Annotated in this window: 21 protein-coding genes and 1 tRNA gene; 12 read left to right on the forward strand and 10 right to left on the reverse strand. The window is 74.4% G+C overall.

Annotated features, from left to right (window positions below; genetic code table 11):
* The 4 genes from ACSUPT_RS26195 to ACSUPT_RS26210 are packed head-to-tail and all read left to right on the forward strand — an operon-like array spanning window position 1 to window position 1,989.
* A complete protein-coding gene (locus ACSUPT_RS26195) occupies window positions 1-435 on the forward strand; it encodes a roadblock/LC7 domain-containing protein (RefSeq protein WP_351968281.1) in 435 nt (144 codons plus the stop codon).
* A 3-nt stretch (window positions 436-438) separates the two neighbouring features.
* Window positions 439-810 (forward strand): DUF742 domain-containing protein, encoded by a 372-nt coding sequence (locus tag ACSUPT_RS26200; RefSeq protein ID WP_351968282.1) that lies wholly within the window; start codon window positions 439-441, stop codon window positions 808-810.
* Window positions 788-1,414 carry a GTP-binding protein gene (locus ACSUPT_RS26205; protein ID WP_351968283.1) on the forward strand — a complete coding sequence of 209 codons (627 nt, stop codon included), beginning with the start codon at window positions 788-790 and terminating at the stop codon, window positions 1,412-1,414. Before ACSUPT_RS26200 ends, ACSUPT_RS26205 begins: the two co-directional genes overlap by 23 nt.
* Window positions 1,411-1,989, forward strand: a complete 579-nt coding sequence (locus ACSUPT_RS26210) for a GAF domain-containing protein (protein ID WP_351968284.1) — start codon at window positions 1,411-1,413, stop codon at window positions 1,987-1,989. Before ACSUPT_RS26205 ends, ACSUPT_RS26210 begins: the two co-directional genes overlap by 4 nt.
* A gap of 87 nt (window positions 1,990-2,076) precedes the next feature.
* Here the strand turns inward: ACSUPT_RS26210 and ACSUPT_RS26215 are convergent, their stop codons facing one another.
* Window positions 2,077-3,273 (reverse strand): acyl-CoA dehydrogenase family protein, encoded by a 1,197-nt coding sequence (locus ACSUPT_RS26215; protein WP_351968285.1) that lies wholly within the window; start codon window positions 3,271-3,273, stop codon window positions 2,077-2,079.
* A gap of 558 nt (window positions 3,274-3,831) precedes the next feature.
* Between ACSUPT_RS26215 and ACSUPT_RS26220 the strand changes: the two genes are divergently transcribed.
* The 3 genes from ACSUPT_RS26220 to ACSUPT_RS26230 all read left to right on the forward strand — a co-directional run bounded on the left by ACSUPT_RS26220 (window position 3,832) and on the right by ACSUPT_RS26230 (window position 6,505).
* Window positions 3,832-3,905, forward strand: a tRNA-Pro gene (locus ACSUPT_RS26220).
* 265 nt (window positions 3,906-4,170) lie between these two features.
* Window positions 4,171-4,635, forward strand: a complete 465-nt coding sequence (locus ACSUPT_RS26225) for a VOC family protein (protein ID WP_399217510.1) — start codon at window positions 4,171-4,173, stop codon at window positions 4,633-4,635.
* 289 nt (window positions 4,636-4,924) lie between these two features.
* Window positions 4,925-6,505: an MFS transporter gene (locus ACSUPT_RS26230; RefSeq protein WP_436945752.1), complete on the forward strand. Its 1,581-nt coding sequence runs from the start codon at window positions 4,925-4,927 to the stop codon at window positions 6,503-6,505.
* A gap of 112 nt (window positions 6,506-6,617) precedes the next feature.
* Here the strand turns inward: ACSUPT_RS26230 and ACSUPT_RS26235 are convergent, their stop codons facing one another.
* Both ACSUPT_RS26235 and ACSUPT_RS26240 read right to left on the reverse strand, forming a co-directional pair.
* Window positions 6,618-8,888, reverse strand: coding sequence for a heavy metal translocating P-type ATPase (locus tag ACSUPT_RS26235; protein ID WP_436945754.1), 2,271 nt, complete (start codon window positions 8,886-8,888; stop codon window positions 6,618-6,620).
* 90 nt (window positions 8,889-8,978) lie between these two features.
* Complete coding sequence (locus ACSUPT_RS26240; RefSeq protein WP_436945756.1) at window positions 8,979-9,143, reverse strand: hypothetical protein; 165 nt, start codon at window positions 9,141-9,143, stop codon at window positions 8,979-8,981.
* 179 nt (window positions 9,144-9,322) lie between these two features.
* Here ACSUPT_RS26240 and ACSUPT_RS26245 point away from each other — a divergent pair, with 179 nt between their 5' ends.
* On the forward strand, window positions 9,323-10,249 hold the full coding sequence (locus ACSUPT_RS26245; protein WP_436945758.1) for a hypothetical protein: 927 nt from the start codon (window positions 9,323-9,325) through the stop codon (window positions 10,247-10,249).
* Between the two features lie 28 nt (window positions 10,250-10,277).
* Here the strand turns inward: ACSUPT_RS26245 and ACSUPT_RS26250 are convergent, their stop codons facing one another.
* The gene (locus tag ACSUPT_RS26250) at window positions 10,278-10,733 is read right to left on the reverse strand and encodes a DUF6234 family protein (RefSeq protein ID WP_361665185.1); all 456 of its coding nucleotides are present in this window, start codon (window positions 10,731-10,733) and stop codon (window positions 10,278-10,280) included.
* A gap of 343 nt (window positions 10,734-11,076) precedes the next feature.
* Here ACSUPT_RS26250 and ACSUPT_RS26255 point away from each other — a divergent pair, with 343 nt between their 5' ends.
* Window positions 11,077-12,018, forward strand: coding sequence for an AEC family transporter (locus ACSUPT_RS26255; protein WP_404150129.1), 942 nt, complete (start codon window positions 11,077-11,079; stop codon window positions 12,016-12,018).
* Window positions 12,019-12,098: 80 nt separating this feature from the next.
* Here the strand turns inward: ACSUPT_RS26255 and ACSUPT_RS26260 are convergent, their stop codons facing one another.
* The 5 genes from ACSUPT_RS26260 to ACSUPT_RS26280 form a co-directional block, all read right to left on the reverse strand.
* Window positions 12,099-12,485, reverse strand: coding sequence for an STAS domain-containing protein (locus tag ACSUPT_RS26260; RefSeq protein WP_361665179.1), 387 nt, complete (start codon window positions 12,483-12,485; stop codon window positions 12,099-12,101).
* Window positions 12,486-12,522: 37 nt separating this feature from the next.
* Window positions 12,523-14,688, reverse strand: a complete 2,166-nt coding sequence (locus ACSUPT_RS26265) for a SpoIIE family protein phosphatase (protein ID WP_436945761.1) — start codon at window positions 14,686-14,688, stop codon at window positions 12,523-12,525.
* Between the two features lie 78 nt (window positions 14,689-14,766).
* Complete coding sequence (grpE, locus tag ACSUPT_RS26270; RefSeq protein ID WP_404150124.1) at window positions 14,767-15,192, reverse strand: nucleotide exchange factor GrpE; 426 nt, start codon at window positions 15,190-15,192, stop codon at window positions 14,767-14,769.
* A gap of 272 nt (window positions 15,193-15,464) precedes the next feature.
* On the reverse strand, window positions 15,465-17,351 hold the full coding sequence (gene dnaK, locus ACSUPT_RS26275) for a molecular chaperone DnaK (protein WP_436945763.1): 1,887 nt from the start codon (window positions 17,349-17,351) through the stop codon (window positions 15,465-15,467).
* Between the two features lie 164 nt (window positions 17,352-17,515).
* Entirely contained in the window at window positions 17,516-19,735 is a 2,220-nt protein-coding gene (locus ACSUPT_RS26280; RefSeq protein WP_351968479.1) for an NADP-dependent isocitrate dehydrogenase, read from the reverse strand.
* Window positions 19,736-20,163: 428 nt separating this feature from the next.
* Between ACSUPT_RS26280 and ACSUPT_RS26285 the strand changes: the two genes are divergently transcribed.
* The 3 genes from ACSUPT_RS26285 to ACSUPT_RS26295 all read left to right on the forward strand — a co-directional run bounded on the left by ACSUPT_RS26285 (window position 20,164) and on the right by ACSUPT_RS26295 (window position 23,387).
* The gene (locus ACSUPT_RS26285) at window positions 20,164-21,114 is read left to right on the forward strand and encodes a LysR family transcriptional regulator (protein ID WP_399219879.1); all 951 of its coding nucleotides are present in this window, start codon (window positions 20,164-20,166) and stop codon (window positions 21,112-21,114) included.
* Window positions 21,115-21,206: 92 nt separating this feature from the next.
* Window positions 21,207-22,577 (forward strand): carbohydrate-binding protein, encoded by a 1,371-nt coding sequence (locus tag ACSUPT_RS26290; protein ID WP_436945766.1) that lies wholly within the window; start codon window positions 21,207-21,209, stop codon window positions 22,575-22,577.
* Between the two features lie 429 nt (window positions 22,578-23,006).
* Entirely contained in the window at window positions 23,007-23,387 is a 381-nt protein-coding gene (locus tag ACSUPT_RS26295; protein WP_361665061.1) for a DUF488 domain-containing protein, read from the forward strand.
* A 177-nt stretch (window positions 23,388-23,564) separates the two neighbouring features.
* Here the strand turns inward: ACSUPT_RS26295 and ACSUPT_RS26300 are convergent, their stop codons facing one another.
* Complete coding sequence (locus ACSUPT_RS26300; RefSeq protein ID WP_436945768.1) at window positions 23,565-24,179, reverse strand: DUF309 domain-containing protein; 615 nt, start codon at window positions 24,177-24,179, stop codon at window positions 23,565-23,567.
* Between the last annotated feature and the right edge of the window lie 85 nt (window positions 24,180-24,264).

Genomic DNA, 24,264 nt, shown 5'->3' on the forward strand with positions numbered 1-24,264 from the left:
ATGGTGAGCGATGTGCCCAGCGGCCACGCCCCCGACCTCGACTGGCTGCTCGCCGGCCTGGTCCAGCGAGTCCCGTACACCCGCAGCGCGGTGCTGCTCTCCTCGGACGGCCTGGTGAAATCGGTGCACGGCCTCGACGCGGACAGCGCCGACCACATGGCCGCCCTCGCCTCCGGCCTCTACTCGCTGGGCCGCAGCGCGGGCGCCCGCTTCGGCGACGGCGACGAGGTCCGGCAGGTCGTCGTGGAACTCGACAACACCCTGCTGTTCGTCTCCACCGCCGGCTCCGGCACCTGCCTCGCCGTCGTCGCCGGGCGCGAGACGGACGCCGCCGTCCTCGGGTACGAGATGACGATGCTGGTCAAGAGCGTACGGCCGTACCTGGTCACCCCGGCCCGGCACGCGGCGGCCGCGCCCGGAACGGCGGGGCGCTGAGCCGTGCCGTACCGACAGGACCGGCCGTGGCTCGACGACGCGGCCGGCCGCCTCATCCGCCCGTACACGGTGAGCGGCGGCCGCACCCGGCCCACCGCCGCGCTCGACCTGCTGTCGCTCGTCATGGCCACCGGGACGGCGCCGCCCGCACCCCTCGGGCCGGAGCACACGACGGCGCTGCGCCTGTGCGACGGGCCGACGTCGGTCGCGGAGATCGCCGCGCATCTGCGGCTGCCCGCCGTCGTCACCAAGGTCCTGCTCTCGGACCTGGTCGACTGCGGGGCGCTGACCGCGCGGGAGCCCCGCCGCCACCACGACCTGACCGACCGTTCCCTGCTGGAGGCAGTACTCGATGGCCTACGACGACGGCTCTGAACGCCGGCCGGCGACCGAGGACGTCTTCCCGACCGCCCTGAAGATCCTCGTCGCGGGTGGCTTCGGCGTCGGCAAGACCACCTTCGTCGGCGCGGTGAGCGAGATCGAACCGCTCAGCACGGAGGAGGTGCTCACACAGGTGAGCGCCGCCACGGACCGCCTCGACGGCATCGAGTCGAAGACCACCACCACCGTCGCGATGGACTTCGGCCGCATCACCCTCGACCCGAGGCACGTGCTGTACCTGTTCGGCACGCCGGGACAGGAACGCTTCTGGTTCATGTGGGACGAGCTGTCGGAGGGGGCGCTCGGCGCGGTCGTCCTCGCCGACACCCGCCGCCTCGAGGACTCGTTCTCCGCCGTGGACTTCTTCGAGCGGCGCGGCATCCGCTTCGTCGTCGCCGTCAACGAGTTCGACGGCGCCTACCGGTACGACCCCGAGGAGGTGCGCGCCGCCATCGACCTCAAGCCGGAGGTGCCGGTGGTGCTGTGCGACGCCCGGATCGCCGTGTCCGGCATCGAGACCCTCGTCACCCTGGTCCAGCACCTGCTGGCCACCAACCCGGCCCCGGCACCGGCGCCGAGCTACGGAGCATCCGCATGACCTACGACCCGACCGGACACCTCCTCCTCACCCCCGTCGACCAGGAGGCACCCGCCCGCGTGCGGCGGCTGCGCGAACTCGGCCTGGGGGAGCACCCGGACCCCGCGTTCGACGCGTTCGCCGACCGGCTCGCCGAGGTGACCGGCGCACCGTACTCGATGGTCAACTTCATCGACGAGAACCGGCAGTTCTTCGCCGGGCTGCACACCCCGACGGGCACGCACTCGGGCACCCACTCCGGCGCGGACCTCGCCGCCCACGGCACGGTCAGCCGCTACATGGCCCGCGACCACGGCTACTGCCCGCATGTGGTGGTGCGCCGCAAGGCCCTCGTCCTGGAGGACGTGTGCGACTACCCGAGGTTCGCCGGCAACCCGGTCGTGGACGAGATCGGCATCCGCTCCTACCTGGGCGCGCCGCTCATCGACCGCACGGGCACGACGCTCGGCACGATCTGCGTCGTGGACACCGAGCCCCGGCCCTGGGGGCGCGCCGGCCTGGAGACGATCAAGTCGCTCGCCGCGGAGCTGGTGGAGCAGATCCACCGCCGTGAGGAGGGCCGCCTCCGGCCCTGACCCACGACCGCCGGGCGCGTCCCGGTCCGCCGTGATTCCTCCCGTATCGTCCCCGAGGGTGCGCAGGGCCCTCGGGGACGCCGCGTCTCAGGGGACGGGCTCCATCCGTACGACGTCGGCGAGCCGCTCCGACCACTGGCCCTTCGCCGTGCCCAGCGCCACCTCCGCGAGCCGCAGCAGCTGGACGTCCGACGTCCCGGCCGGCGCGAAGATGTGGTGGGCGTCCCGCAGATAGCGCTCGATGGGCCGGTCCGTGAACAGCCCGGCCGCCGCGTGGATCTCCATCGCGTTGCGCGCCGAGTCCAGGGCCCATTCGACGTTGACCAGCTTGGCGTTCATCAACTCCGCGTCGCAGGGCAGACCTTGGTCCAGCATGTGCACGGCGTGGTACGCGGTCAACCGGGCCGTCATCAGCCGCGACTGGAGCTGCCCCAGTTTGAGCTTGACCGTCGGCAGCGCGTGCAGGGGCTCGCCGTAGCGCTGCCGTTGTGCGCAGAAGCGGGTCGTCTCCTCCAGGATCGCCTGGTGCAGGCCGAGGGAGACGGCGGTGAGGTTGGCGCGCCCGTAGAGGACGCTGGAGGAGTACGCGACGGCCAGCCCGTCGCCCTCGTCGCCGAGCCGGTGGTCGGCGGGGACCCGGCAGTTGTCGAACCGCAGCTCGCCGAAGCCGAATCCGTGCAGGCCCATCGTCGGCTGCTCGGCGCAGACGCGCAGACCCGGCCGGTCGCTCTCCACCAGGAAGGCGGTGAGCCCCTTCGAGCCGGGTCCGGTGCGCACGACGACCCCGTGCAGATCGCCCACATGGCTGTTGCCGACGAAGACCTTGCGCCCGTTGAGGACGTAGTCGTCGCCGTCGCGGACGGCGGTGGCCGTCATGCCGAGGACATGGCCGCCCGACTCCGGCTCGGTCACCGCGATGGTGGGCAGGCACTCGCCGGCGGCTATGAGCGGCAGCCACGTCTTCTTCTGCGCCTCGCTCCCGAAGTGCAGGATCTTCGCGACGCCCAGCTGGGACGCCTGCACCATGGCGCCCATGGCGGCGCTCACCCGGGACAGCTCCTCGATGATGATGGTCTTGCCGAGGTGCCCGACGCCCATGCCGCCGTGGTCCCTGCCGATCGTCGCGCCCAGCCAGCCCTGGCGGGCGATGAGCCGGGACAGCTCGTAGTGGACGGACCTCGCCGCCTCCATGGCGGGAATCCGTGGTCTGACCTCCCTCTCGGCGAACTCCCTCACCTGTTGTCTGAGTTGGTGGTGCGGCTGACCGGCGAAATAGCCGTCCATGCGAGCCCTCCTCTGCGAAACGCCTGCTCGCGCGGGTGTTCGAGCAGGTGGTGCATCGGTAGTGGTCCCGTCCCGAGCAGGCGGACACCTCATGGTGTTGATCTCCCGGGAGCGGTTCAACACGGTCTTGAACAATGTCTGAAAGACGGTTCATTGACGTCCGTTGAGGACTGTGCAGGGCATCGCCCGATCTGGCCAGCCCCCCGAAGGCATTCCCGCCGTACGTCTCGCTGCCACATGCCAACGGCAAGCGAGGGGCGCCGCCGCCCCCACCTGGGTCGGTGTGCCGTTCCGCCCCGCCCCACCGGCCCCACGGCCCCTCCGGGCAGCCAGGCGCACCTCCTGTCACCGGGCGCCTCCGCAGCGTTCACCTATGGCCGAAGACCGGCCCGGCGCCCGGAGGCGGTGAGGGGCGCGAAAGGTGCGCCGCGCACCCGGCGGCGCACGCCCCTGGCCCGGACACGCGCGTCCCGGTAAAGCGGTTAGTGATCACCAGCCGGAGTGCGGTATTGTTCTCATGCACGCCGGGCCGGGGGAAACCCCAGGTCAGACGGGCAACGGGACGTGGCGCAGCTTGGTAGCGCACTTGACTGGGGGTCAAGGGGTCGCAGGTTCAAATCCTGTCGTCCCGACTTGAGAAAGTCGCAGCTCAGGGGCCGTTTCAGAGTGATCTGAAACGGCCCCTGAGCGTTTTTGGGTGCCATTCGGACGGTGATCACCGGCGTGGCCGGGTACGGGCCGGACCCGGGACCGGGGAAAGCGGCCCGCGGGCGGGGGGAATGCGGCCTGCGGGCGGGGGGAATGCGGCCCGCGGGCGGGTGTCGGGAACGGGCCGCCGGTTCCCTCCTCGGTATACCGGTGACCCACAACGCCGCGCGACACAGAGGGAGAACCGCCATGGCGCTTCAGCGGATGGACAACGTCGGCATCGTCGTCGAGGACCTGGACGCCGCCGTCGCCTTCTTCACCGAACTGGGCATGGAGGTCGAGGGCAGGGCGCCGATCGAGGGGCTCTTCGCGGACCAGGCCGTCGGGCTGGAAGGGGTGCGCAGCGAGATCGCGATGATGCGGACCCCGGACGGGCACGGCAGGCTGGAGCTCGTCCGGTACCACCACCCCGCGGCGGTCGGCGGCCCCCACGACCCGCCGCCCAACACGCTGGGCCTGCACCGGGTCATGTTCGCCGTCGACGACATCGACGACACCATCGCCCGGCTGCGCCGCCACGGCGCCGAACTGATCGGCGAGGTGGCGCGGTACGAGGACGTCTACCGCCTCTGCTACCTCCGCGGCCCCTCGGGCATCATCGTCGCCCTGGCCGAACGGATCGGTCCGGGCCCGACGGGCACCGGATCCGCCTGAGACACACCTCGGAGCCGATGCCCTCGCGGGACGGGCCGGTGCGGCGCGTGCCCCCGCCCGGCCGCGGTGACCCCAGGGCCGGCGGACCGCGGAGCCGGGGCCACGCCCCGGGCACGGCCCACGGGACGGTCGGCGCGGCCGGCTCCCCGGACCCCGCCACGAGACGGTATCCGGGCGCCGGTGACGTGGGGGAACGCCCGTGCGACGGCGCCGGTCGGAGTAGCCCGACGGAGTAAGGACACGTCGGAACGGTGCGTCGTCCGGCGGCGGGCACGGGCAGGCTGAGGCCATGGACAGAAGCGGCGGCGGAAACGGAAACGGCGGCGGCAGCGACGGGGACGGCGGCGGGGCGGGCGGCCTGCGGCTGGACTCCCCGCGGGGGCGTTGGGTCCTCGCCTGCGTGGTGCTCGCCTCCGGCATGGCCATGCTCGACGCCACGGTCGTCACGGTCGCCCTGCCCCGCATGGGACGCGACCTGGGTGCCTCCCTGTCGGTGCTCCAGTGGGTCGTCAACGCCTATCTCCTGACGCTCTCCGCCCTGATCCTCTGGGGCGGCGCCCTCGGCGACCGGATCGGCAGACGGCGCGCGCTCGTCGTCGGCGTCGTCTGGTTCACCGCGGCCTCGGCGCTGTGCGGCGTCGCGCCGGACGGCTCCGTGCTGATCGCCGCCCGCGCGCTCCAGGGAGTCGGCGGCGCGCTGCTCACCCCCGCGTCCCTGGCACTGGTGCAGGCGTCCTTCCACCCCGACGACCAGGCGCGCGCCGTCGGCGCCTGGTCCGGCCTGACCGGGGTCGCCGGCGCCCTCGGCCCGTTCCTCGGCGGCTGGCTGATCGACGGCCCCGGCTGGCGGTGGATCTTCCTCATCAACGTCCCCCTCGCGGTCGCCGTGCTGCTCATCGCGGTCGCCTCCGTACCCGAGAGCCGGGACCCCGCCGCGGCCGGGCGCCCCTTCGACACCCGGGGCGCGTGCCTGGCGGCGGTCGCCCTGGGAGGCGTGAGCTACGCGCTGGTCGGCGCCTCGTCCGGGGGTTCGGCCGTGCGGATCGTCCTCCCGGCAGTCGTCGCCCTGGGCGCGGGGGCCGCCTTCCTGCGCGTCGAGCGCCGCGCCCGGAACCCGATGATGCCGCTGTCCCTCTTCTCCTCCCGGCTGTTCTCCGCCACCAACGGGATGACGCTGTGCCTGTACGCGGCCATCGGCGGCATCCTCTTCCTGCTGCCCGTCCACCTCCAGACGACGCTCGGATACGACGCGCTGGAGGCCGGGCTCGCGACGATGCCCATCACCGTCCTGATGCTCCTGCTCTCCGCCCGCGCCGGTGAGCTCGCCCAGCGCGTGGGGCCCGCCCTGCCCCTGATCACGGGACCCCTGGTCGCCGCGGCCGGGGCGCTGCTGCTCCTCAGGGCCGGGCCCGGATCCGCGTACGCGACGGACATCCTGCCTCCGGTGCTCGTCATGGGCCTGGGCATGAGCCTGTTCGTGGCGCCGCTCACGGCGACCGTCCTGGCCTCGGTCGACGCCCGGCACACGGGGCTGGCGAGCGGTGTGAACAACGCGGCGGCGCGGGTCGCCCAGCTGCTGATCGTCGCCGCCCTGCCGCTCCTGGTGGGCCTCTCCGGCGACGCCTACACCTCCGGCGCCGCGGTGGACCGCGCCCTCCACCGCGCCGCCATGGTGACCGCGGTGCTGTTCCTCGCCGCGTCGGCGACGGCCGTCGTGTTCGTCCGCCCCCGGCGTCTGCGGCACCGGATCGAGCAGGCCCCGCACCCCGTGTGCCGCTCGCACCTCTCCCTCGCCGGCCCGCCACTGGAGCCGGGCCCTGACGCCCACCGGCGGGACCCGGACGCGAGACCGGGCGGCGGGGCCGTGTGAGCGGCGGGTGCGGCGTCGCGTCATCGCATCGAGCCGCCTCCCGGACCGGGCGGGGCCTGGTCCGGGAGGCGGCTCGATGTGGGGGCCCGACGGAGGCGAGGGGCGCGCGGGCTCAGGCGTTCGCGGCCTTGAAGCCGCGCAGGCGGAGGCTGTTGCCGACGACGAAGACGGAGGAGAAGGCCATGGCGGCGCCGGCGATCATGGGGTTGAGGTAGCCGAGGGCGGCCAGGGGGAGGGCGGCGATGTTGTAGGCGAAGGCCCAGAAGAGGTTGCCCTTGATGGTGGCGAGGGTGCGGCGGGAGAGGCGGATGGCGTCGGCGGCGGCGCGCAGGTCGCCGCGTACGAGGGTGAGGTCGCCGGCTTCGATGGCGGCGTCGGTTCCGGTGCCCATGGCCAGGCCGAGGTCGGCCTGGGCGAGGGCGGCGGCGTCGTTGACGCCGTCGCCGACCATGGCGACGCTGCGGCCCTCGGCCTGGAGGCGCTTGACGACCTGGACCTTGTCCTCGGGCAGGACCTCGGCGATGACGTGCCGGGGTTCGATGCCGACCTCGGCGGCGACGGCGCGGGCGACGGCCTCGTTGTCACCAGTGAGCAGGACGGGCGTCAGACCCAGGGCGCGCAGCCGGCGCACGGCTTCGGCGCTGGTGTCCTTCACCGCGTCGGCGACTTCCAGCACGGCGCGGGCCTGGCCGTCCCAGGCGACCGCTATGGCCGTGCGCCCGGTCTGCTCGGCCTCCTCCTTGGCACGGCGCAGCGACTCGGGCAGTTCCATGGCCCACTGGGCGAGGAGCTGCTCGCGTCCGACGAGGACGGCGTGGCCGTCCACGATGCCCTGGACGCCGAGGCCGGGGATGTTGGCGAAGTCCTCGGGTGTGGGCAGCGTGCCGATCCGGGCGGCGGCGCCGGTCGCGACGGCCTGGGCGATGGGGTGCTCGGAGGCGTTCTCCAATCCGCCCGCCAGCCGCAGCACGTCGGTCTCGTCGGTGCCGTCGGCGGTGTGCAGGGCGAGCAGGGTCATGCGGCCGGTGGTGACGGTGCCGGTCTTGTCCAGGACGACGGTGTCGGCCTTGCGGGTGTTCTCCAGGACCTCGGGGCCCTTGATGAGGATGCCGAGCTGGGCGCCGCGTCCGGTGCCGACCATGAGCGCGGTCGGGGTGGCCAGGCCCAGGGCGCAGGGGCAGGCGATGATCAGCACGGCGACGGCGGCGGTGAACGCGGCCGTCACCCCCGCGCCCGAGCCCAGCCAGAAACCGAGCGTGCCGACGGCCAGGGCGATCACGACGGGCACGAACACGGCGGAGATGCGGTCGGCCAGGCGCTGGGCGGCGGCCTTGCCGTTCTGGGCGTCCTCCACCAGCTTCGCCATCCGCGCCAGCTGCGTGTCCGCACCCACCCGCGTCGCCTCCACCACCAGACGGCCACCCGCGTTCAGCGTCGCGCCCGTCACGGTGTCGCCGACGGCGACCTCCACCGGCACCGACTCACCCGTCAGCATCGACGCGTCCACCGCCGACGAACCCTCCACCACGACCCCGTCCGTGGCGATCTTCTCCCCCGGCCGCACCACGAACCGGTCACCCACCCCCAACTGCCCGGTCGGCACCCTCACCTCACGCCCGCCCCGCAGGACCGTGACCTCCTTGGCCCCCAACTCCATCAGCGCCCGCAGCGCCGCACCCGCCCTGCGCTTGGAACGCGCCTCGAAGTACCGGCCCGCCAGGATGAACGCCGTCACCCCCGCGGCCGCCTCCAGATAGATGTTCCCCGCCCCGTCCGAGCGGGCGATGGTGAACGCGAACGGATGCGTCATCCCCGGCGTCCCGGCCGTACCGAAGAACAACGCCCACACCGACCACAGGAACGCCGCCCCCGTCCCCACCGAGATCAGCGTGTCCATCGTCGCCGCACCGTGCCGGGCGTTGGTCCACGCGGCCCGGTGGAACGGCCACGCGGCATAGACCACGACGGGCGCGGCCAGGGTGAGCGAGAGCCACTGCCAGTACTCGATCTGGAGCGCCGGGACCATCGCCATCGCGATGACGGGCACGGTCAGGACGACGGCCGTGACGAGCCGCTGCCGCAGCGGCCGCAACTCCTCGTCCGCCTGTCCCTCCCCTGGGGGCGGGCCGTCGTCGCCGCCCGCGCCGCGCGGCGCGGCGGGCTCCCGCGCCGTGTAGCCGGTGGCCTCGACGGTGGCGATGAGGTCCTCGACCGAGACGCCGTCGGTGAAGGTGACCTTGGCCTTCTCCGTCGCGTAGTTGACGGTGGCCTCCACGCCGTCCATGCGGTTGAGCTTCTTCTCGATGCGCGCCGCGCACGAGGCACACGTCATCCCGCCGATGGCCAGCTCGACCTGGGCGGTGCCGGTGGTGGTGGTCGTCATTTCCTGCTCCTCGTACGGGTGGGGTCCGGGGCCGGGGCCCGGTCGCGCGGACCGGGCCCCGGCGGCCGGGGTGGGGCTGCTGGTGGGGTGTCAGGCGCGGACGGCCGGCTCGGTGCCGGTGCCGTCGGCCTTCGCGGTGACCGCCGCGTCGGTTTCGCCGCCGACCGTCACGGTCGGTTCCGCCATGTCGGTGGGCGTGGGCGTGGACGCGGCGTCGGTGGAGCAGCTGCCGTCAGGAGTACAGCAGGAAGACATGAGGGCCTCCTCGTTCGGGAATCCCGTCGTACATACCCATGGGGGGTATCCGGGCCGGGTTTATGTATACCCCTCGCCCGTATGCGGCGCAAGTCGCCGTCCCGGCTTGACTGGGTACCCCCTGGGGGTATTGTGAGGTGCGGAGAGACCAGCGCTTACCTGCCTACGGGAGAGCAGCCATGAACACCGGAGTGAAGATCACCGCCTTCGCCGCCGCGCTCGCCGCGACCTTCGGGGCCGCCTACGGGCTCGGCACGGCCGCCGGCCCGGTGGAGGAACCGGCCAAGCCGGCGCACACCGAGCACGCGGCCCCCGCGAGAGAGGGGGAGGGCGGGCACTCCGCCCATGAGGAGGCGGCTCGAGGGCCCGCGGCCGGCGGCCTCCAGGTCTCCGAGGGCGGCTACACGCTGGCCCTTCAGACCCCCCGGATCACGGCCGGACGGAGCGTCGTCGCGTTCTCGGTGAAGGACCGCGAGGGCCGCAAGGTCACCGCGTACCAGACCGAGCACGGCAAGGAGCTGCACTTCATCGTCGCCTCGCGCGACCTCACCGTCTACCGCCATCTGCACCCGGTGCGCGCGGCGGACGGCACCTGGTCGACGCCGGTGGACCTGCCGGCGGCGGGCGCGTACAAGGCGTTCGCCGACTTCACCCCGGCGGGCGAGGGCACGAGGAACGTGACCCTCGGCGTCGACCTGCCGGTGGCGGGGACGTACGCGCCCCGGCCGCTGCCCGCCGCCACGACGACCGCCCGCGTGGACGGGTACCAGGTCGCGCTGGACGGGGCGCTGACGCCGGGCAGGCCCGGCAGGCTGAAGCTGACGATCAGCAAGGACGGCAAGCCCGTCACCGACCTGCAGCCCTATCTGGGGGCGTACGGGCACCTCGTCGCCCTGCGCGCCGGCGACCTGGCGTATCTGCACGTCCACCCCGACAAGGGCGGCCCCGGCCCCGAGGTCTCCTTCACGGCCACGGCCCCGAGCGCGGGAGCGTACCGGCTGTTCCTCGACTTCCGGCACCAGGGCGAGGTCCGCACCGCGGCGTTCACCGTCCACGCGGGCGGCCACGGCGCGACCCCCGAGGCGCCGGACGGCCACACGCACTGACGGCGGAACCACCCGGCGCGGCGGCCCGTCAGCCGCCCGGGCAGTCGGCGGAGTCGCCGCCGCTGCGGCAGCCGGTGAACCCGGTGGGCGCCGGGACGGGCCTGCTCCGCTCGTCCTCGTGCCGCTGCAGCGCCGCCCCGCCGACCAGCACCGCCGCGATCAGCACGCCCATCACCAGCTGCGAGACGGCCGTCACCGTGGCCCTCGCCCGCGCGGCCAGGGCGGCGGCCAGGAAGACCAGCGCGCCGAGGACCCCGACGGCAGGGAGGTACCGCCAGAGCGAGAACGTCTCGCGGGGCGCCTGCGGGTCCAGCTCGAAGTGGTCGAGGAACGGCCACGCCAGCAGGATCGCCGCCAGGGCCACCAGCTCCAGCAGCACCAGGGCACAGCCCGACGCGATGTCCCCGCCCCGGTCGGCCTTCGCGGGGCCGGGCGGCACAGCGGGGTCCGGGGGCACAGGCGGGACCGGCGGCGGAGTGCTCATCCCAGCACCGTGCCCGCGGAGCGGCGCCGCCGCATGAGTACGGATACTCACCCCGCGCCACCCGCCCCGGACCGCCACAGCCGGAAAACCGCTCGCGTCCGAGGCGCCTTCCGCCGGAGACGCCGCCACCAGGCCCCTCGCCCGCCGAAGACGCCCCCCGTCCGGGCCGCCGCCCGCCGAAGACGCCCCCGTCCGGGCCGCCGCCCGTCGGCAGGAGGCCCCACCGCCCGGGCATCCTCCGGGCCGGCGGAGGATGATCAATGGCGTTCGGTCGCAGCGGCCGAGGGCGGCCGAGGCCGGCCGCCGTCAGCGACGGGGATGCGGGGGTGCGCGCGTGGGCGCGGTGGCTGCTCTGGAGAAACTGGCGCCGGTGCTGCTGGCGTTCGGGTGCGGGGTGCTCCTCGCGCGGCGGAGGACCGTGCCCGCCGACAGCTCCAAGGTCTTCGCCGACTACGCGTTCCTCTTCGCCGTGCCCTGCTTCCTGTTCGGCAACATCTACGGCAGCGACCTGGCCGCGCTGTTCGACTGGCGGGCCATCACCGGCTACGCGGCGGCGACCGGCGCCGCGATCGTCCTGGCGGGCGGCCTCGCCCGAGCCTTCGGCGTACACGACCCGCGCGGTGTGGCCCTGCGCGTCATGGCGGCCGTCCAGGTGAACACCGCCTACTTCGCCGTACCGGTGTTCATCATGCTGTTCGGCAACGCGGCGCCCGTCTTCCCCGTCCTGCTGTTCCAGGTCTGCGTGCTGTCCCTGGTCATCATCTCGATCATGGAGCTGGGCCGCCCCGAGCGCGCCGGGAGTCCCGGACGGCGGCTCGGCGCGGCCGTCGGCGCGTCCCTGGCCACCCCCGTCGTCATCGCCTGCAACGCCGGAATCGTCCTCAACCTGCTGGACGTGCGCCTGCCCCAGGTCGTCCTCGACAGCTCCGCGTTCGTCGGGCAGAGCGCCTCGCCCGTCGCGCTGTTCGCCCTCGGACTGCACCTCGGCGGGACAGGGCTGAAGCTGCGCGAGACGACCGTGGAGGAGATCTGGCTCATCGCCTTCAAATGCGTGGCCTTCCCCCTGCTGACGTTCGCCGTCTGCCGCTACGGCCTCGGGGTGGACGGCGCGTGGCTCGACCACCTCGTCCTCATCGCGGCGATGCCCGCCCCGCAGAACCTGTTCATCTTCGCCCAGCGCTATGACGTGAGCGTGGACATGTCCGCCGCGCTCGTCGTCAAGAGCTCGGTCGTCGCGCTGCTCCTGCTCCCGCTGTGGACGCAGTGGGTGGCGTACGCCGGCTGAGCGACCGGACGGGGCGGCGCGGTCCGGCAGCGCGGTACGGGCGGGTGGTACGGGCGGGTGGTACGGCGTGGGCGCGGCGCTCAGTCCTCGAACGTCGCCACCGTCTCCAGACCGGCCTCCCGCAGCGACCGGCGCACGCCCCGGTGCGCGCCGCGCACATGGAGGACGGCCGGGGTGTCGCGGACCGTGGCCGCGCGGAGCAGCGCGTACGCGCACGGCAGGTCCAGGCGGGTCAGCCCGTGCATGCGCAGCTCCCACGCGTCGGCGTCCCGCAGCCGCGGGTCGCCGAGCGCCTCCTCCAGCGGGCCCACCGCGTGCGCCTCCAGCTCCCCGGAGAAGACCAGGACGGCCCGCCCGCCCGCGGCCGACTCGATCACCACGGGCGGCGCCTGCCCCGGCGCCGGGCGCCCTGTGCCGTCGGCTGTCACCACGACCTCCTCGCCGTCGGGCTCCTCCTGCCCTTCCATGGTCCACCAAGAACGCCCACCGCGCGGGCCGGAGGCGTCAGTGGACGCGGGCCACCAGCAGCGCCACGTCATCGTGCACGTCCGGTTCGCGCATCGCGTCGAGCACCTCGTCGCACATCGCGTCCAGCGACCGGCCGCCCGTCTCCCGCAACAGGGCGAGCAGCTGCTCCAGGCGCGCGTCGATGGACTGGCCGCGCACCTCGATCAGGCCGTCCGTGTACAGCACGAGCCGGTCGCCCGGTTCCAGGACGGCCGTCGTCGTGTCGAACGGCACCCCGCCCACCCCGAGCGGCACCCCGGTCGGCAGGTCCAGGAGCCGGGGCGGGCCCTCCAGGGGGACCCGCACCGGGGGCAGATGGCCCGCGTTCGCGACCCGGAACTCCCGGCGGCGCGGGTCGTACACCCCGTACACGCACGTCGCCGTCGAGTCCCGCAGCCCCGTCGTGCCGTGGTCCATGTGGCGCAGCAGGTCCGCCGGGTCCAGGTCCAGGTCCGCGAGCGCCCGGGCCGCCGTCCTCAGCTGGCCCATGGTGGTGGCCGCCGAGACGCCGCTGCCCATGACGTCGCCCACGACCAGCGCCGTCCTGCCGCCGGCGAGCGGGATCACGTCGAACCAGTCGCCGCCCACCTCCCCGGCGGCGCCCGCCGGCTCGTAGCGGTGCGCCAGCTCCAGCCCGGGCCGGGGCTCCGGGGCGTGGGGCAGGAGCGAGCGCTGCAGGGTGAGGACCGTGTCGTGCTCCCGCTGGTACCACCGGGCGTTGTCGACGGCCACCGCCGCGCGGCCCGCGAGCTCCCGCGCCAGCACCAGATCGTCGTCGTCGAACGGCACCGCGTCGCGGGTGCGCCGCAGCGACAGGGCGCCCAGCACGGTCCCGCGTGCGGTCAGCGGCACCACCAGGTACGAGCGCAGCCCGGCCCGCGCCAGACCGTCCGGGGTCTCACCGCCGCGGACCAGGCGCGGCAGGTCGTCCGCCGCCACCCGGCGCACCAGGTACGGCTCGCCCGTCGCGACGCACCGCGCGACCAGGCCCTCGTCGTCCGCCTCGTACGGCGCGCCGGGGCAGCCGGCGTCGTCGTCCCGCCCGCCGGCGGGCGCGGCGGCCAGCGGCCGGAACAGCCGCCTGCGCACGCCGGCCGCACCGGGCCCGCCCGGTTCGCCGGGCGTACGGAGCGCCGCGTCCAGCACGTCGACGGCGGCCGCGTCGGCGAGCTGCGGGACCACCAGGTCGGCCAGCTCGCGGGCGGTCCGCCGCAGATCGAGCGTCGTCCCCACCCGCACCGACGCGTCGGCCACCAGGGCGAGCCGCCGCCGGGCCCGCGCGGCCTCGGTCGCCGCGCGGTACCGGTCGGTGATGTCCACGACGGACACCGCGAGGCCCAGCACCTTGCCGTTGCCCGCCTCCAGCCGGTAGTACGACACCGACCAGGCGTGCTCGCGCTCCGGGTCCGCCCGGACGCGGCCCACGAGGGTCTGGTCGACGAGCGGCGCGCCCGTGCCGAGCACCCGGCGCAGCGCCGCCTCGACGGGCGCCGTGTCGAGGAACGACATCGTCTCGCGCAGGGCGCGGCCGACGTGCGCCTCGGCGGGGACGCCGGTGAGCCGGGCCAGCGCCGGGTTCACCGACAGGAAGCGCAGGTTCGTGTCGAGTACGGCCAGGCCGATCGGCGACTGCGCGACCAGCCGCGTCGACAGCGCCACGTCCCGCTCCACGGCCCGCAGCGTCGACTGGTCGGTGGCCAGACCCAGCGCGTAGAGGTCGCCGCTCTCGCCGCGCAGCCGCATGTTGCGGAACTCCAGCAGCCGCGTGCCGCCGTCCTTGTGCCGCACCGGGAACACCCCGGCCCAGCTCAGGCCCTCGTCCATCACCCGCGCGAACAGCTCGACGACCAGGTCGAGGTGCTCCTCGCGGACCAGCAGCCGCCCCGCGTACCGGCCGAGCGCCTCCTCGGCCCGGTACCCGAACACGTCCTCGGCCTGCGGGCTCCACAGGACGATCCGCCCGCGGTCGTCCAGCACGACGGCGGCGACGTTCAGGACGTCCAGCAGCCCCCCGGGCGGCGACGGCGCGACACCGCCCCGCGGCGCGGCTCCCGGCGCGTCCGCCGCTCCGGGAGCGGGCGCCCCGGCGGCTCCGGGCCCGGCGGCCGCGGCGCCCGTGTCCGGGGCGTCACCGTCGCCGGGGGTCGGGTGCCGGGCATCCATCGCGTTCACCACCTGGGGCCGCTTCCACGGCTGCCGCGCCGTCGCACCATCGTCCCCGCGCCCGCGCCGCCCCGCACGTCAGCGGGCGGCGGGCGGTCCCGCCACGATCACGTCGGCGGGGCGGAGCAACTGCCCGCCCACCCGGTAGCCGGAGCGGACCACCTCCGCGCAGACCGGCCGCTCCACCCCGTCCACCACCCGGTACGCGACCGCCTCGTGGACACGCGGGTCGAACGGCTCGCCCGGCGTGCCGAACGCCACGAGCCCCAGCGCGGCCGTCTCGTCCTCCAACTGCCGGGCCACCCGCAGGAACCCGCCCGTCAGCTCCCCGTGCCGGGCCGCCTCCGCGACGGCGTCCAGGACGGGCAGCAGCCGGGCGAGGACGTTGGCCACGGCGACCTCGCGGACGGCGAGCCGGTCGCGGTGGACCCGGCCGCGGTAGTTGTCGTACTCGGCCTTCAGCCGCTGCAGGTCCCGTGTCCGCTCGGCGAGCGCCGCCGCCACGGCCGCGACACCCGCGCCTCCGCCACGCGGGCCGGACGCGTCCGGGGCCGGGGCACCCCCCGGACCCGGAGCGTCCGGGCGCCGGGCGCGGTCCGCGCGGCCGGCGGCACTCGGAGCCGTACCGCCGTGTTCCGCGCCGCCGCCGTCCGGGCGCGGGGGCCCGGACGGGGCGGGGGAGAGGGATGGCCGGGCCGGGGCCGTCCGGTCGGACGGCGGTGGCGCCAGCATCAGGCGGCGGTCCGGGCGGCTCTCGACACGGAACCGGTCCCGCCTCATCCGGCACCTCCCTGCCGCGCCCGGTCGTCGTCGTCCACGATCTCCGCGTCGACCACCTCGTCCCCGTCCGGCGTGCCGCCGCCGCCCTGCCCGTCGCCGGGGGCTCCCGCGCCCGCCGAGGCGCCGGCGCCCGCGCCGCTCTGCGCGTACATGGCCTGGCCGAGCTTCTGGGAGACCGCCGCGACCTTCTCGGTGGCCGTGCGGATCTCCGCGGTGTCCTCGCCCTTCAGCTTCTCCTTGAGCTCGTTCACCGCCTCCTCCACCTCGGCCCGCACGTCGCCCGGCACCTTCTCCTCGTTGTCCTTGAGGAACTTCTCCGTCTGGTACGCGAGCTGCTCGCCCTGGTTGCGGGTCTCGGCGGCCTCCCGCCGCGTCCGGTCCTCCTCCGCGTACCGCTCCGCCTCACGGACCATCCGGTCGATGTCGTCCTTCGGGAGCGAGGAGCCGCCGGTGACGGTCATCTTCTGCTCCTTTCCGGTGCCGAGGTCCTTGGCCGTGACGTGCATGATGCCGTTGGCGTCGATGTCGAAGGACACCTCGATCTGCGGGACGCCGCGCGGCGCCGGCGGCAGACCGGTCAGCTCGAACATGCCGAGCTTCTTGTTGTACGCGGCGATCTCGCGCTCGCCCTGGTAGACCTGGATCTGCACCGACGGCTGGTTGTCCTCGGCCGTGGTGAAGATCTCGGAGCGCTTCGTCGGGATCGTGGTGTTGCGCTCGATCAGCTTGGTCATGATGCCGCCCTTGGTCTCGATGCCGAGGGACAGCGGGGTGACGTCGAGCAGCAGGACGTCCTTGACCTCGCCCTTGAGGACACCGGCCTGGAGCGAGGCGCCGATCGCGACGACCTCGTCCGGGTTCACACCCTTGTGCGGGTCCTTGCCGGTCAGCTCCTTCACCAGCTCCGTCACCGCGGGCATGCGGGTGGAGCCGCCCACGAGGATGACGTGGTCGATGTCGGAGACCTTGATCCCGGCGTCCTTCACCGCGTTCTGGAACGGGATCTTGCAGCGCTCCAGCAGATCGGCGGTCATCTGCTGGAACTGGGCGCGGGTCAGCTTCTCGTCCAGGTGCAGCGGGCCCTCCGCCGACGCGCTCAGATACGGCAGGTTGATCGACGTCTCGGTCGCGGCGGACAGCTCGATCTTCGCCTTCTCGGCCGCCTCCCGCAGCCGCTGCGTCGCCATCCGGTCCTTGGACAGGTCGATGCCGTACGCGTTCTTGAAGCGGGTCGCCAGATGCTCCACGACCCGCTGGTCCCAGTCGTCGCCGCCCAGGTGCGTGTCGCCGTTGGTGGCCTTCACCTCGACCACGCCGTCGCCGATCTCCAGCAGCGACACGTCGAAGGTGCCGCCGCCCAGGTCGAAGACGAGGATCGTCTGGTCGTTCTCCTTGTCCAGGCCGTACGCCAGGGCGGCGGCGGTGGGCTCGTTGACGATCCGCAGCACGTTCAGCCCCGCGATCTCGCCGGCCTCCTTGGTGGCGGTGCGCTGGGAGTCGTTGAAATACGCCGGGACCGTGATCACGGCGTCCCTGACGTCCTCGCCCAGATACCCCTCGGCGTCCCGCTTCAGCTTCTGCAGGATGCGCGCCGAGATCTCCTGCGCGGTGTACCGCCTGCCGTCGATGTCGCCCTTCTCGGGGAAGTGCCAGCCCGCGTCGCCCATATGGCGCTTCACGGAGCGGACGGTGCGGTCCACGTTCGTGACCGCCTGCCGCTTGGCCACCTCGCCCACCAGCACGTCGCCGTTCTTCGCGAAGCCCACCACCGAGGGGGTGGTGCGGGCGCCCTCCGTGTTGGTGATGACGGTCGGCTCACCGCCCTCCAGGACGCTCACCACGGAGTTCGTCGTACCGAGGTCGATCCCCACTGCGCGTGCCATCGCGATCCTCCTCAGCTCGACTCTGCGGAGAACTATCGAGGTCCATTTCAGGATATGCCCGGCATGCGCGGGCGGGGTCCGCTCCGGAAACGGCGCGGGCCGCGCCGGACGGGTGTCCGGCGCGGCCCGCGCGCGGTGGGCATCGGCCCCGGTCGGGACCGGTGTCAGCCCAGGGTGGCCAGCGCCTGGTTGAAGGTCTGGGACGGACGCATGACCGTCGCCGCCTTCTCCGGGTCGGGCTGGTAGTAGCCGCCGATGTCGGCCGGCTTGCCCTGCACCGCGATCAGCTCCTCGACGATGGTGCCCTCCTGCTCGGTGAGGGTCTTCGCCAGGGGCGCGAACGCCTCCGCGAGCGCGCTGTCGTCGGTCTGCCGCGCCAGCTCCTGCGCCCAGTACAGGGCCAGGTAGAAGTGGCTGCCGCGGTTGTCGATGCCGCCGACGCGGCGGGTCGGGGACTTGTCCTCGTTGAGGAACGTCGCCGTGGCGCGGTCCAGCGTGTCGGCCAGGACCTTGGCCCGGGCGTTGCCCGTGACCTGCGAGAAGTGCTCGAAGCTGACGGCCAGCGCGAGGAACTCACCCAGGCTGTCCCAGCGCAGGTAGTTCTCCTTGACCAGCTGCTGGACGTGCTTCGGGGCGGAGCCGCCCGCGCCCGTCTCGAACAGGCCGCCGCCGTTCATCAGCGGGACGACCGACAGCATCTTGGCGCTCGTGCCGAGCTCCAGGATCGGGAACAGGTCGGTCAGGTAGTCGCGCAGCACGTTGCCGGTGACGGAGATGGTGTTCTCGCCGCGGCGGATGCGCTCCAGGGAGAACTTGGTCGCCTCGACCGGCGCCATGATCTCGATCTGGAGACCCTCGGTGTCGTGCTCCGGCAGGTACGCCTTGACCTTCTCGATGAGGCGCGCGTCGTGGGCGCGGTTCTCGTCCAGCCAGAAGACGGCCGGGTCGCCGGTGGCGCGGGCACGGGTGACGGCCAGCTTCACCCAGTCCTTGATCGGCGCGTCCTTGGTCTGGCACATGCGGAAGATGTCGCCGCGGCCCACCTGCTGCTCCAGGACGACCTCGCCGGCCGCGTCGACCACGCGGACCGTGCCGGGCGCCGGGATCTCGAAGGTCTTGTCGTGGCTGCCGTACTCCTCCGCCTTCTGCGCCATGAGGCCGACGTTCGGGACGGAGCCCATGGTCGCCGGGTCGAAGGCGCCGTTCGCGCGGCAGTCCTCGATGACGGCCTGGTACACACCGGAGTAGCTGCTGTCCGGGAGGACCGCGAGGGTGTCGGCCTCCTGGCCGTCCGGGCCCCACATGTGGCCCGAGGTGCGGATCATGGCCGGCATGGAGGCGTCGACGATGACGTCGCTCGGCACGTGGAGGTTGGTGATGCCGCGGTCCGAGTCGACCATGGCGAGCGCCGGGCCCTCGGCGAGCTCCGCGTCGAAGGACGCCTTGATCTCATCGCCCTGGGGCAGGGAGTCCAGGCCCTTGAGGATGCCGCCGAGGCCGTCGTTCGGGCTGAGGCCGGCGCCGGCGAGCACGTCACCGTAGGCGGCGAAGGTCTTCGGGAAGAACGCGCGGACCACGTGGCCGAAGATGATCGGGTCGGAGACCTTCATCATCGTCGCCTTCAGGTGCACGGAGAACAGCACGCCCTCGGCCTTGGCGCGGGCGACCTGCTCGGCGAGGAAGGCGCGCAGCGACTCCACGCGCATCACCGACGCGTCCACGACCTCGCCCGCCAGGACCGGCACGGACTCGCGCAGCACGGTGGTCGTGCCGTCCTCGCCGGCCAGCTCGATGCGCAGGGTGCCGTCCTCGGCGATGACCGTCGACTTCTCGGTGGACCGGAAGTCGTCGGCGCCCATCGTGGCGACGTTCGTCTTGGAGTCGGCGGTCCAGGCGCCCATGCGGTGCGGGTGGGCCTTGGCGTAGTTCTTCACCGACGCGGGGGCGCGGCGGTCGGAGTTGCCCTCGCGCAGGACCGGGTTGACGGCGCTGCCCTTGACCTTGTCGTACCGGGCGCGGATCTCGCGCTCCTCGTCCGTCTTCGGGTCGTCCGGGTAGTCCGGGAGGGCGTAGCCCTTCTCCTGCAGCTCCGCGACGGCGGCCTTCAGCTGCGGGATCGACGCCGAGATGTTCGGCAGCTTGATGATGTTGGCGCCGGGCGTCTTGGCCAGCTCACCGAGCTCGGCCAGCGCGTCCTCGATCCGCTGGCCCTCCTGGAGGTACTCCGGGAAGGACGCGATGATCCGCCCGGCCAGCGAGATGTCGCGGGTCTCGACGCTGACGCCGGCCGTCGAGGCGTACGCCTGGACCACGGGCAGGAACGAGTACGTCGCCAGGGCCGGGGCCTCGTCAGTGTGGGTGTAGATGATGGTCGAGTCAGTCACCGGGTGCTCCGCTCCACGTCTGTAACATTGCTCGACATCAAGATATCTCGTGATCGACCCCCTCTCGACAGACCCCCTCCACGGATTTCCCGCGTCCTCCTTCCGCGGGCGGGACGGCCCGGCGGCGCCGGCCGCGGGGACCGGGCCGTCCGCGCCGCGCGAGCCCGGCCGACCCGGTCGCGCGGGCGTGACCTTCCAGCCGTGCGGGCCTGACCGCACCGGTCGTGCGGGCCTGGCCTCCCAGGTCGGGCGGGTCTCGCCCCCGGGCCGGGCGGGTCTGGCTCCCGGGTCGGGAGGGGCTGGCCCCCGGGTCGGGCGGGCCCGGCCGGTCCGGTCGTGCGCGGTGCCCTCCTGCCGGGCCGCGGCGCCGGGATAAAGGTCTGGACCAGAGTCTTGCCCCGTCGCCGCAGGGCGGCGAAGCTCCCGGTATGGACCTGGAGTTGCGGCATCTGAGGACGGTGAGGGCCATCGCCGACGCGGGCAGCCTCACCAAGGCCGCCACCGCGCTCGGACTGGCCCAGCCCGCGCTCAGCGCCCAGCTCAAGAGGATCGAGCGGGCCCTGGGCGGGACGCTGTTCGAACGGGGGCGGCACGGCGTACGGCCCACACCCCTCGGCGAGCTCGTCGTGGAGCGGGCGCGGATCGTGCTGCCCGCCGTCAGCGAGCTCCAGCGGGACGCCGTACGGTTCGCCAGCGGCGCCGCGGACGGGGCCGGAAGCCGCTTCCGGCTCGGCGGCACCCACGGGCCGCTCCTCGGCGCCCTCGTCGACCGGCTCGCCGCAGGCCACCCGCGCGCGGCCGTCACCACCCACACGTCCTGGTCCGAACGGGAGATCGCCGCCGCCGTCACCGAGGGCCGCCTCGACTACGCCCTCATCGGCACCTGCGGCACCAGCGCCCCGCCCGGCGGCGACCGGCTGACCTGGCGGGAAATCGCCACCGACCCCGTCTTCGTCATGCTCCCCACCGGCCACCCGCTCGCCGCCCGCGACCAGGTCGACCTCGCCGACCTCGCCGACGCCGCCTGGGCCGACGTCCCCGGCGACGGCTGCTTCGCCGACTGCTTCCACGCCGCCTGCGCCCGCGCCGGCTTCACCCCGGCCCGCGTGTACGAGACCGACACGGCGTCCTGCGTCCACCTCGTCCAGGTCGGCCGCGCCGTCGGGCTGTGCCGCGCCACGTTCCCCGACACGCCCGGCCTCGTCACCCGTCCGCTCGCCGGCACGCCCCTCGTATGGCGCCACCTCATCGGCTGGCACCCCGGCACCCCCGCCGACGCCGCCGCACCGTCCGTCGCCGCCCTGGCGCGCGCCGCCCACTCAGAGGCCGCGGCCCGCAGCCGCAGTTACGCCGCCTGGAGGGCGTCGACGCTCCCATAACGCCGAAGAGAGGGAAAAACGACATCTTCTGAGGGCTGTTCGGCAACACCTACGGTTTCGGAACCCCCACCCGAATCCGAGGAGAACACCCGATGCTCCACAGACACGCCGGAGCCGCGTCCGCCGCCGCGGCGGCCGTCGGCGCCCTCGTGCTCACCGCGCTCCCCGGCGCGGCGGCCGCGGCGCCCGCACCGCCCGCCACCACCCCTTCGGCGGCGGTCAGCATGGGCGCCGACCGGACGTCCCCCGAGGTCCTGGCCGCGATGCAGCGGGACTTGGGTCTGACCGCGCCCCAGGCCCAGCGGCGCCTGGTCAACGAGGCCGAGGCGGGCGCGGTCGCCGGCCGCCTCGGCGCGGCCCTCGGCGCGGACTACGCGGGCGCCTGGGTCCAGGGCGCCGAGTCCGCGACCCTGACGGTCGCCACCACCGACGCCGCCGACGCGTCCGCCATCCGCGCCGCCGGCGCCGAGGCCCGCGTGGTCCGCCACGCGCTCGCCCGCCTCGACACCGCCAAGGCCGCCCTCGACCGGGCCGCCGCCCGCGTCAACACCCGTGACGTGCCCGTCTGGTACGTCGACGTGCGCACCAACTCCGTCACCGTCCACGCCACCAGGCGCGCGGCCGCCGAGACGCTCCTGAGGACCGCTGCCGTCGACCGGTCCCTCGTCCGCGTCGAGACGTCCGCCGAGCGGCCGCGGGCCCTGTACGACATCCGGGGCGGCGACGCGTACTACATGGGCGGCGGCGGCCGCTGCTCCGTCGGCTTCGCCATCACCAAGGGCACCCAGCACGGCTTCGCCACGGCCGGCCACTGCGGCCGCGTCGGCACCTCCACCAGCGGTTTCAACCAGGTCGCCCAGGGCACCTTCCAGGGCTCCAGCTTCCCCGGCCGCGACATGGCGTGGGTGGCGGCCAACACCAACTGGCGCTCCACCCCGTACGTCAAGGGCGCCGGCGGCCAGAACGTCCAGGTCACCGGCTCCACGCAGGCCGTCGTCGGCGCGTCCGTCTGCCGCTCCGGCTCCACCACCGGCTGGCACTGCGGCACCATCCAGCAGCACAACACGAGCGTCACCTACCCGGAGGGCACGGTCAGCGGCGTGACCCGCACGTCCGTGTGCGCCGAGCCCGGCGACTCGGGCGGCTCGTACATCTCCGGCAGCCAGGCCCAGGGCGTCACCTCCGGTGGCTCCGGCGACTGCCGCACGGGCGGCACGACGTACCACCAGCCGATCAACCCGCTGCTCCAGGCGTACGCGCTGACGCTCACCACGACCACCGACCCCGGTCCGGGGCCGGGCGAGCCTCCGGGTGAGCCGGGCGGCACCTGGGCGGCGGGCACCGTCTACAGCGCGGGCGCCCAGGTCACCTACGGCGGCGCCACCTACCGGTGCCTCCAGCCGCACCAGGCCCAGGTCGGCTGGGAGCCGCCGAACACCCCGGCGCTCTGGCAGCGGGTGTAGCCGCGCCGCGCGGGCGCGGAAACGTCACAGCGGGCGGGGCCGGCCGGGTCTTCCGGCGCGCCGCGCCAGGCGGGCGCCCGGTACTCCGGGGGCGGCCGGGCCCTCACCGTCCTCCGGGGCCCGGCCCCCTGACACCCCGGAGCCTTCCGGCGCCCCGCCGCTGCCCGGCGGGGGCGCCGGGCACCCGGCCCCCGGCACCGGACCCCGTCCGGGGCCGGGGGCCCGGGCGTCCGCCCGGCGCGTTGCGGGTCCGGGAGTGGCGGGCCTTCGCGGGGGCGCACCGGGTGGGCCGCATGCGGTGCGGGGCCTCGGCCGGTGGGGGTCGTCCGCCCGGTGCGGGGCTTCGCGGGCGCGTCGGCCGCGGACCGGCGTGCGTCCGGTCGGACGGTGGGCGTTGCCGGGCGGCCGGGGCCGGGCGAGGCTGGGGGAATGAGTCGTTCCGTACCCCGCATCCGGCTGCGGCGGGTGTACGAGCCACCCGAGCCCGGCGACGGGGTACGGGTGCTCGTGGACCGCCTGTGGCCGCGCGGCCTGGCGAAGGCCGAGGCGCGGATCGACGAGTGGCCCAAGTCCGTGACGCCGTCGACGGAGCTGCGCCGCTGGTTCCACGCGCAGGACGCGGCTTCGGACGAGGTGTTCGAGGAGTTCCGGCGACGGTACGACGCCGAGCTCGCCGGACCCGAGGCGGCCGAGGCACTCGCACACGTCCGGGACCTCGCGCGGAAGGGCCCGCTCACCCTGCTGACGGCCGCCAGGGAACCGGACCGCAGCCACGCCGCCGTACTGCGCGACCGGCTCGGCGGCGGGTGACGCCACCGGTCGGGGGAGGGGCCCACGGTGGCTTCCGGCCGACCTCGCCCGTACCGCGCCGACGCGCGCCCCGCCCCGGCGTCCGCCGTTCCACCGCGCGCCTGTCAGGAGTCGCCGGCCGCGCCGTGCGCACACCCGCCTGACGGCGCCCGCCCCACCCTGCCGCCCCGTACGCGCCTAGCGGCCCGTCAGGCGGGGGGCCTCCGCCACCGGGTCGACCGCCGGGCCAGCGTCCCCGGCCGCCTCCCCGGCCGCCTCCGGGCCCGCCTCCCCGGCCGGCTCCGTGCCCGCGTGCCGGTCACCACCGGAGACCGGGGCGCCGTCCGCCGTCCCGGCCAGCCGTTCCGCGAGGCGGTGCGCCCAGGCGGCGAGGCCCGCCACGTCGATCCCGTACGGCCCGGTTCCGGGGGCGCCCGGCCCGGCACCGTACGGGGCGATCCGGTCCGCGCCGCGCAGCAGGAGCCGCGCGCCGCCCGGGGCGTTGCCGCGCGCCGCGTGGGTCAGCCCCACCGCCAGCTGCGCGAGGCCGCGCCACAGTTCGCGCTCCTCCGCGCGGCCCGTGTCCCCGCAGGACTTCCAGGCGTCCTCCAGCACCTCGTGCGCGTGGAACGGCATCCCCGCGTCCAGCAGCCGCTGCGCCTCCCGCAGGGACTCGTCGGGCGAGCGCACCACGCCCTCGGGCTGCCGCTCCACCCCCGGCGCCCCGTAGGGCAGCGGCCTGCCCAGCCCGTCCCGTGGCCGCGCGTTGCGCGCGCGGCCCTCCGCGTCACGGTCCCTGCGAGCCCTGTCCATCCGCCCATTGTCCCCGCACCGCGCCGACGCCCGCACCGCGCCGGCGCCCGCACCGCCCGACGCCGGGCTGCCATACCGGCACCGC

The sequence above is a fragment of the Streptomyces sp. SudanB25_2051 genome, from assembly GCF_964272635.1.
Taxonomy (GTDB): domain Bacteria; phylum Actinomycetota; class Actinomycetes; order Streptomycetales; family Streptomycetaceae; genus Streptomyces.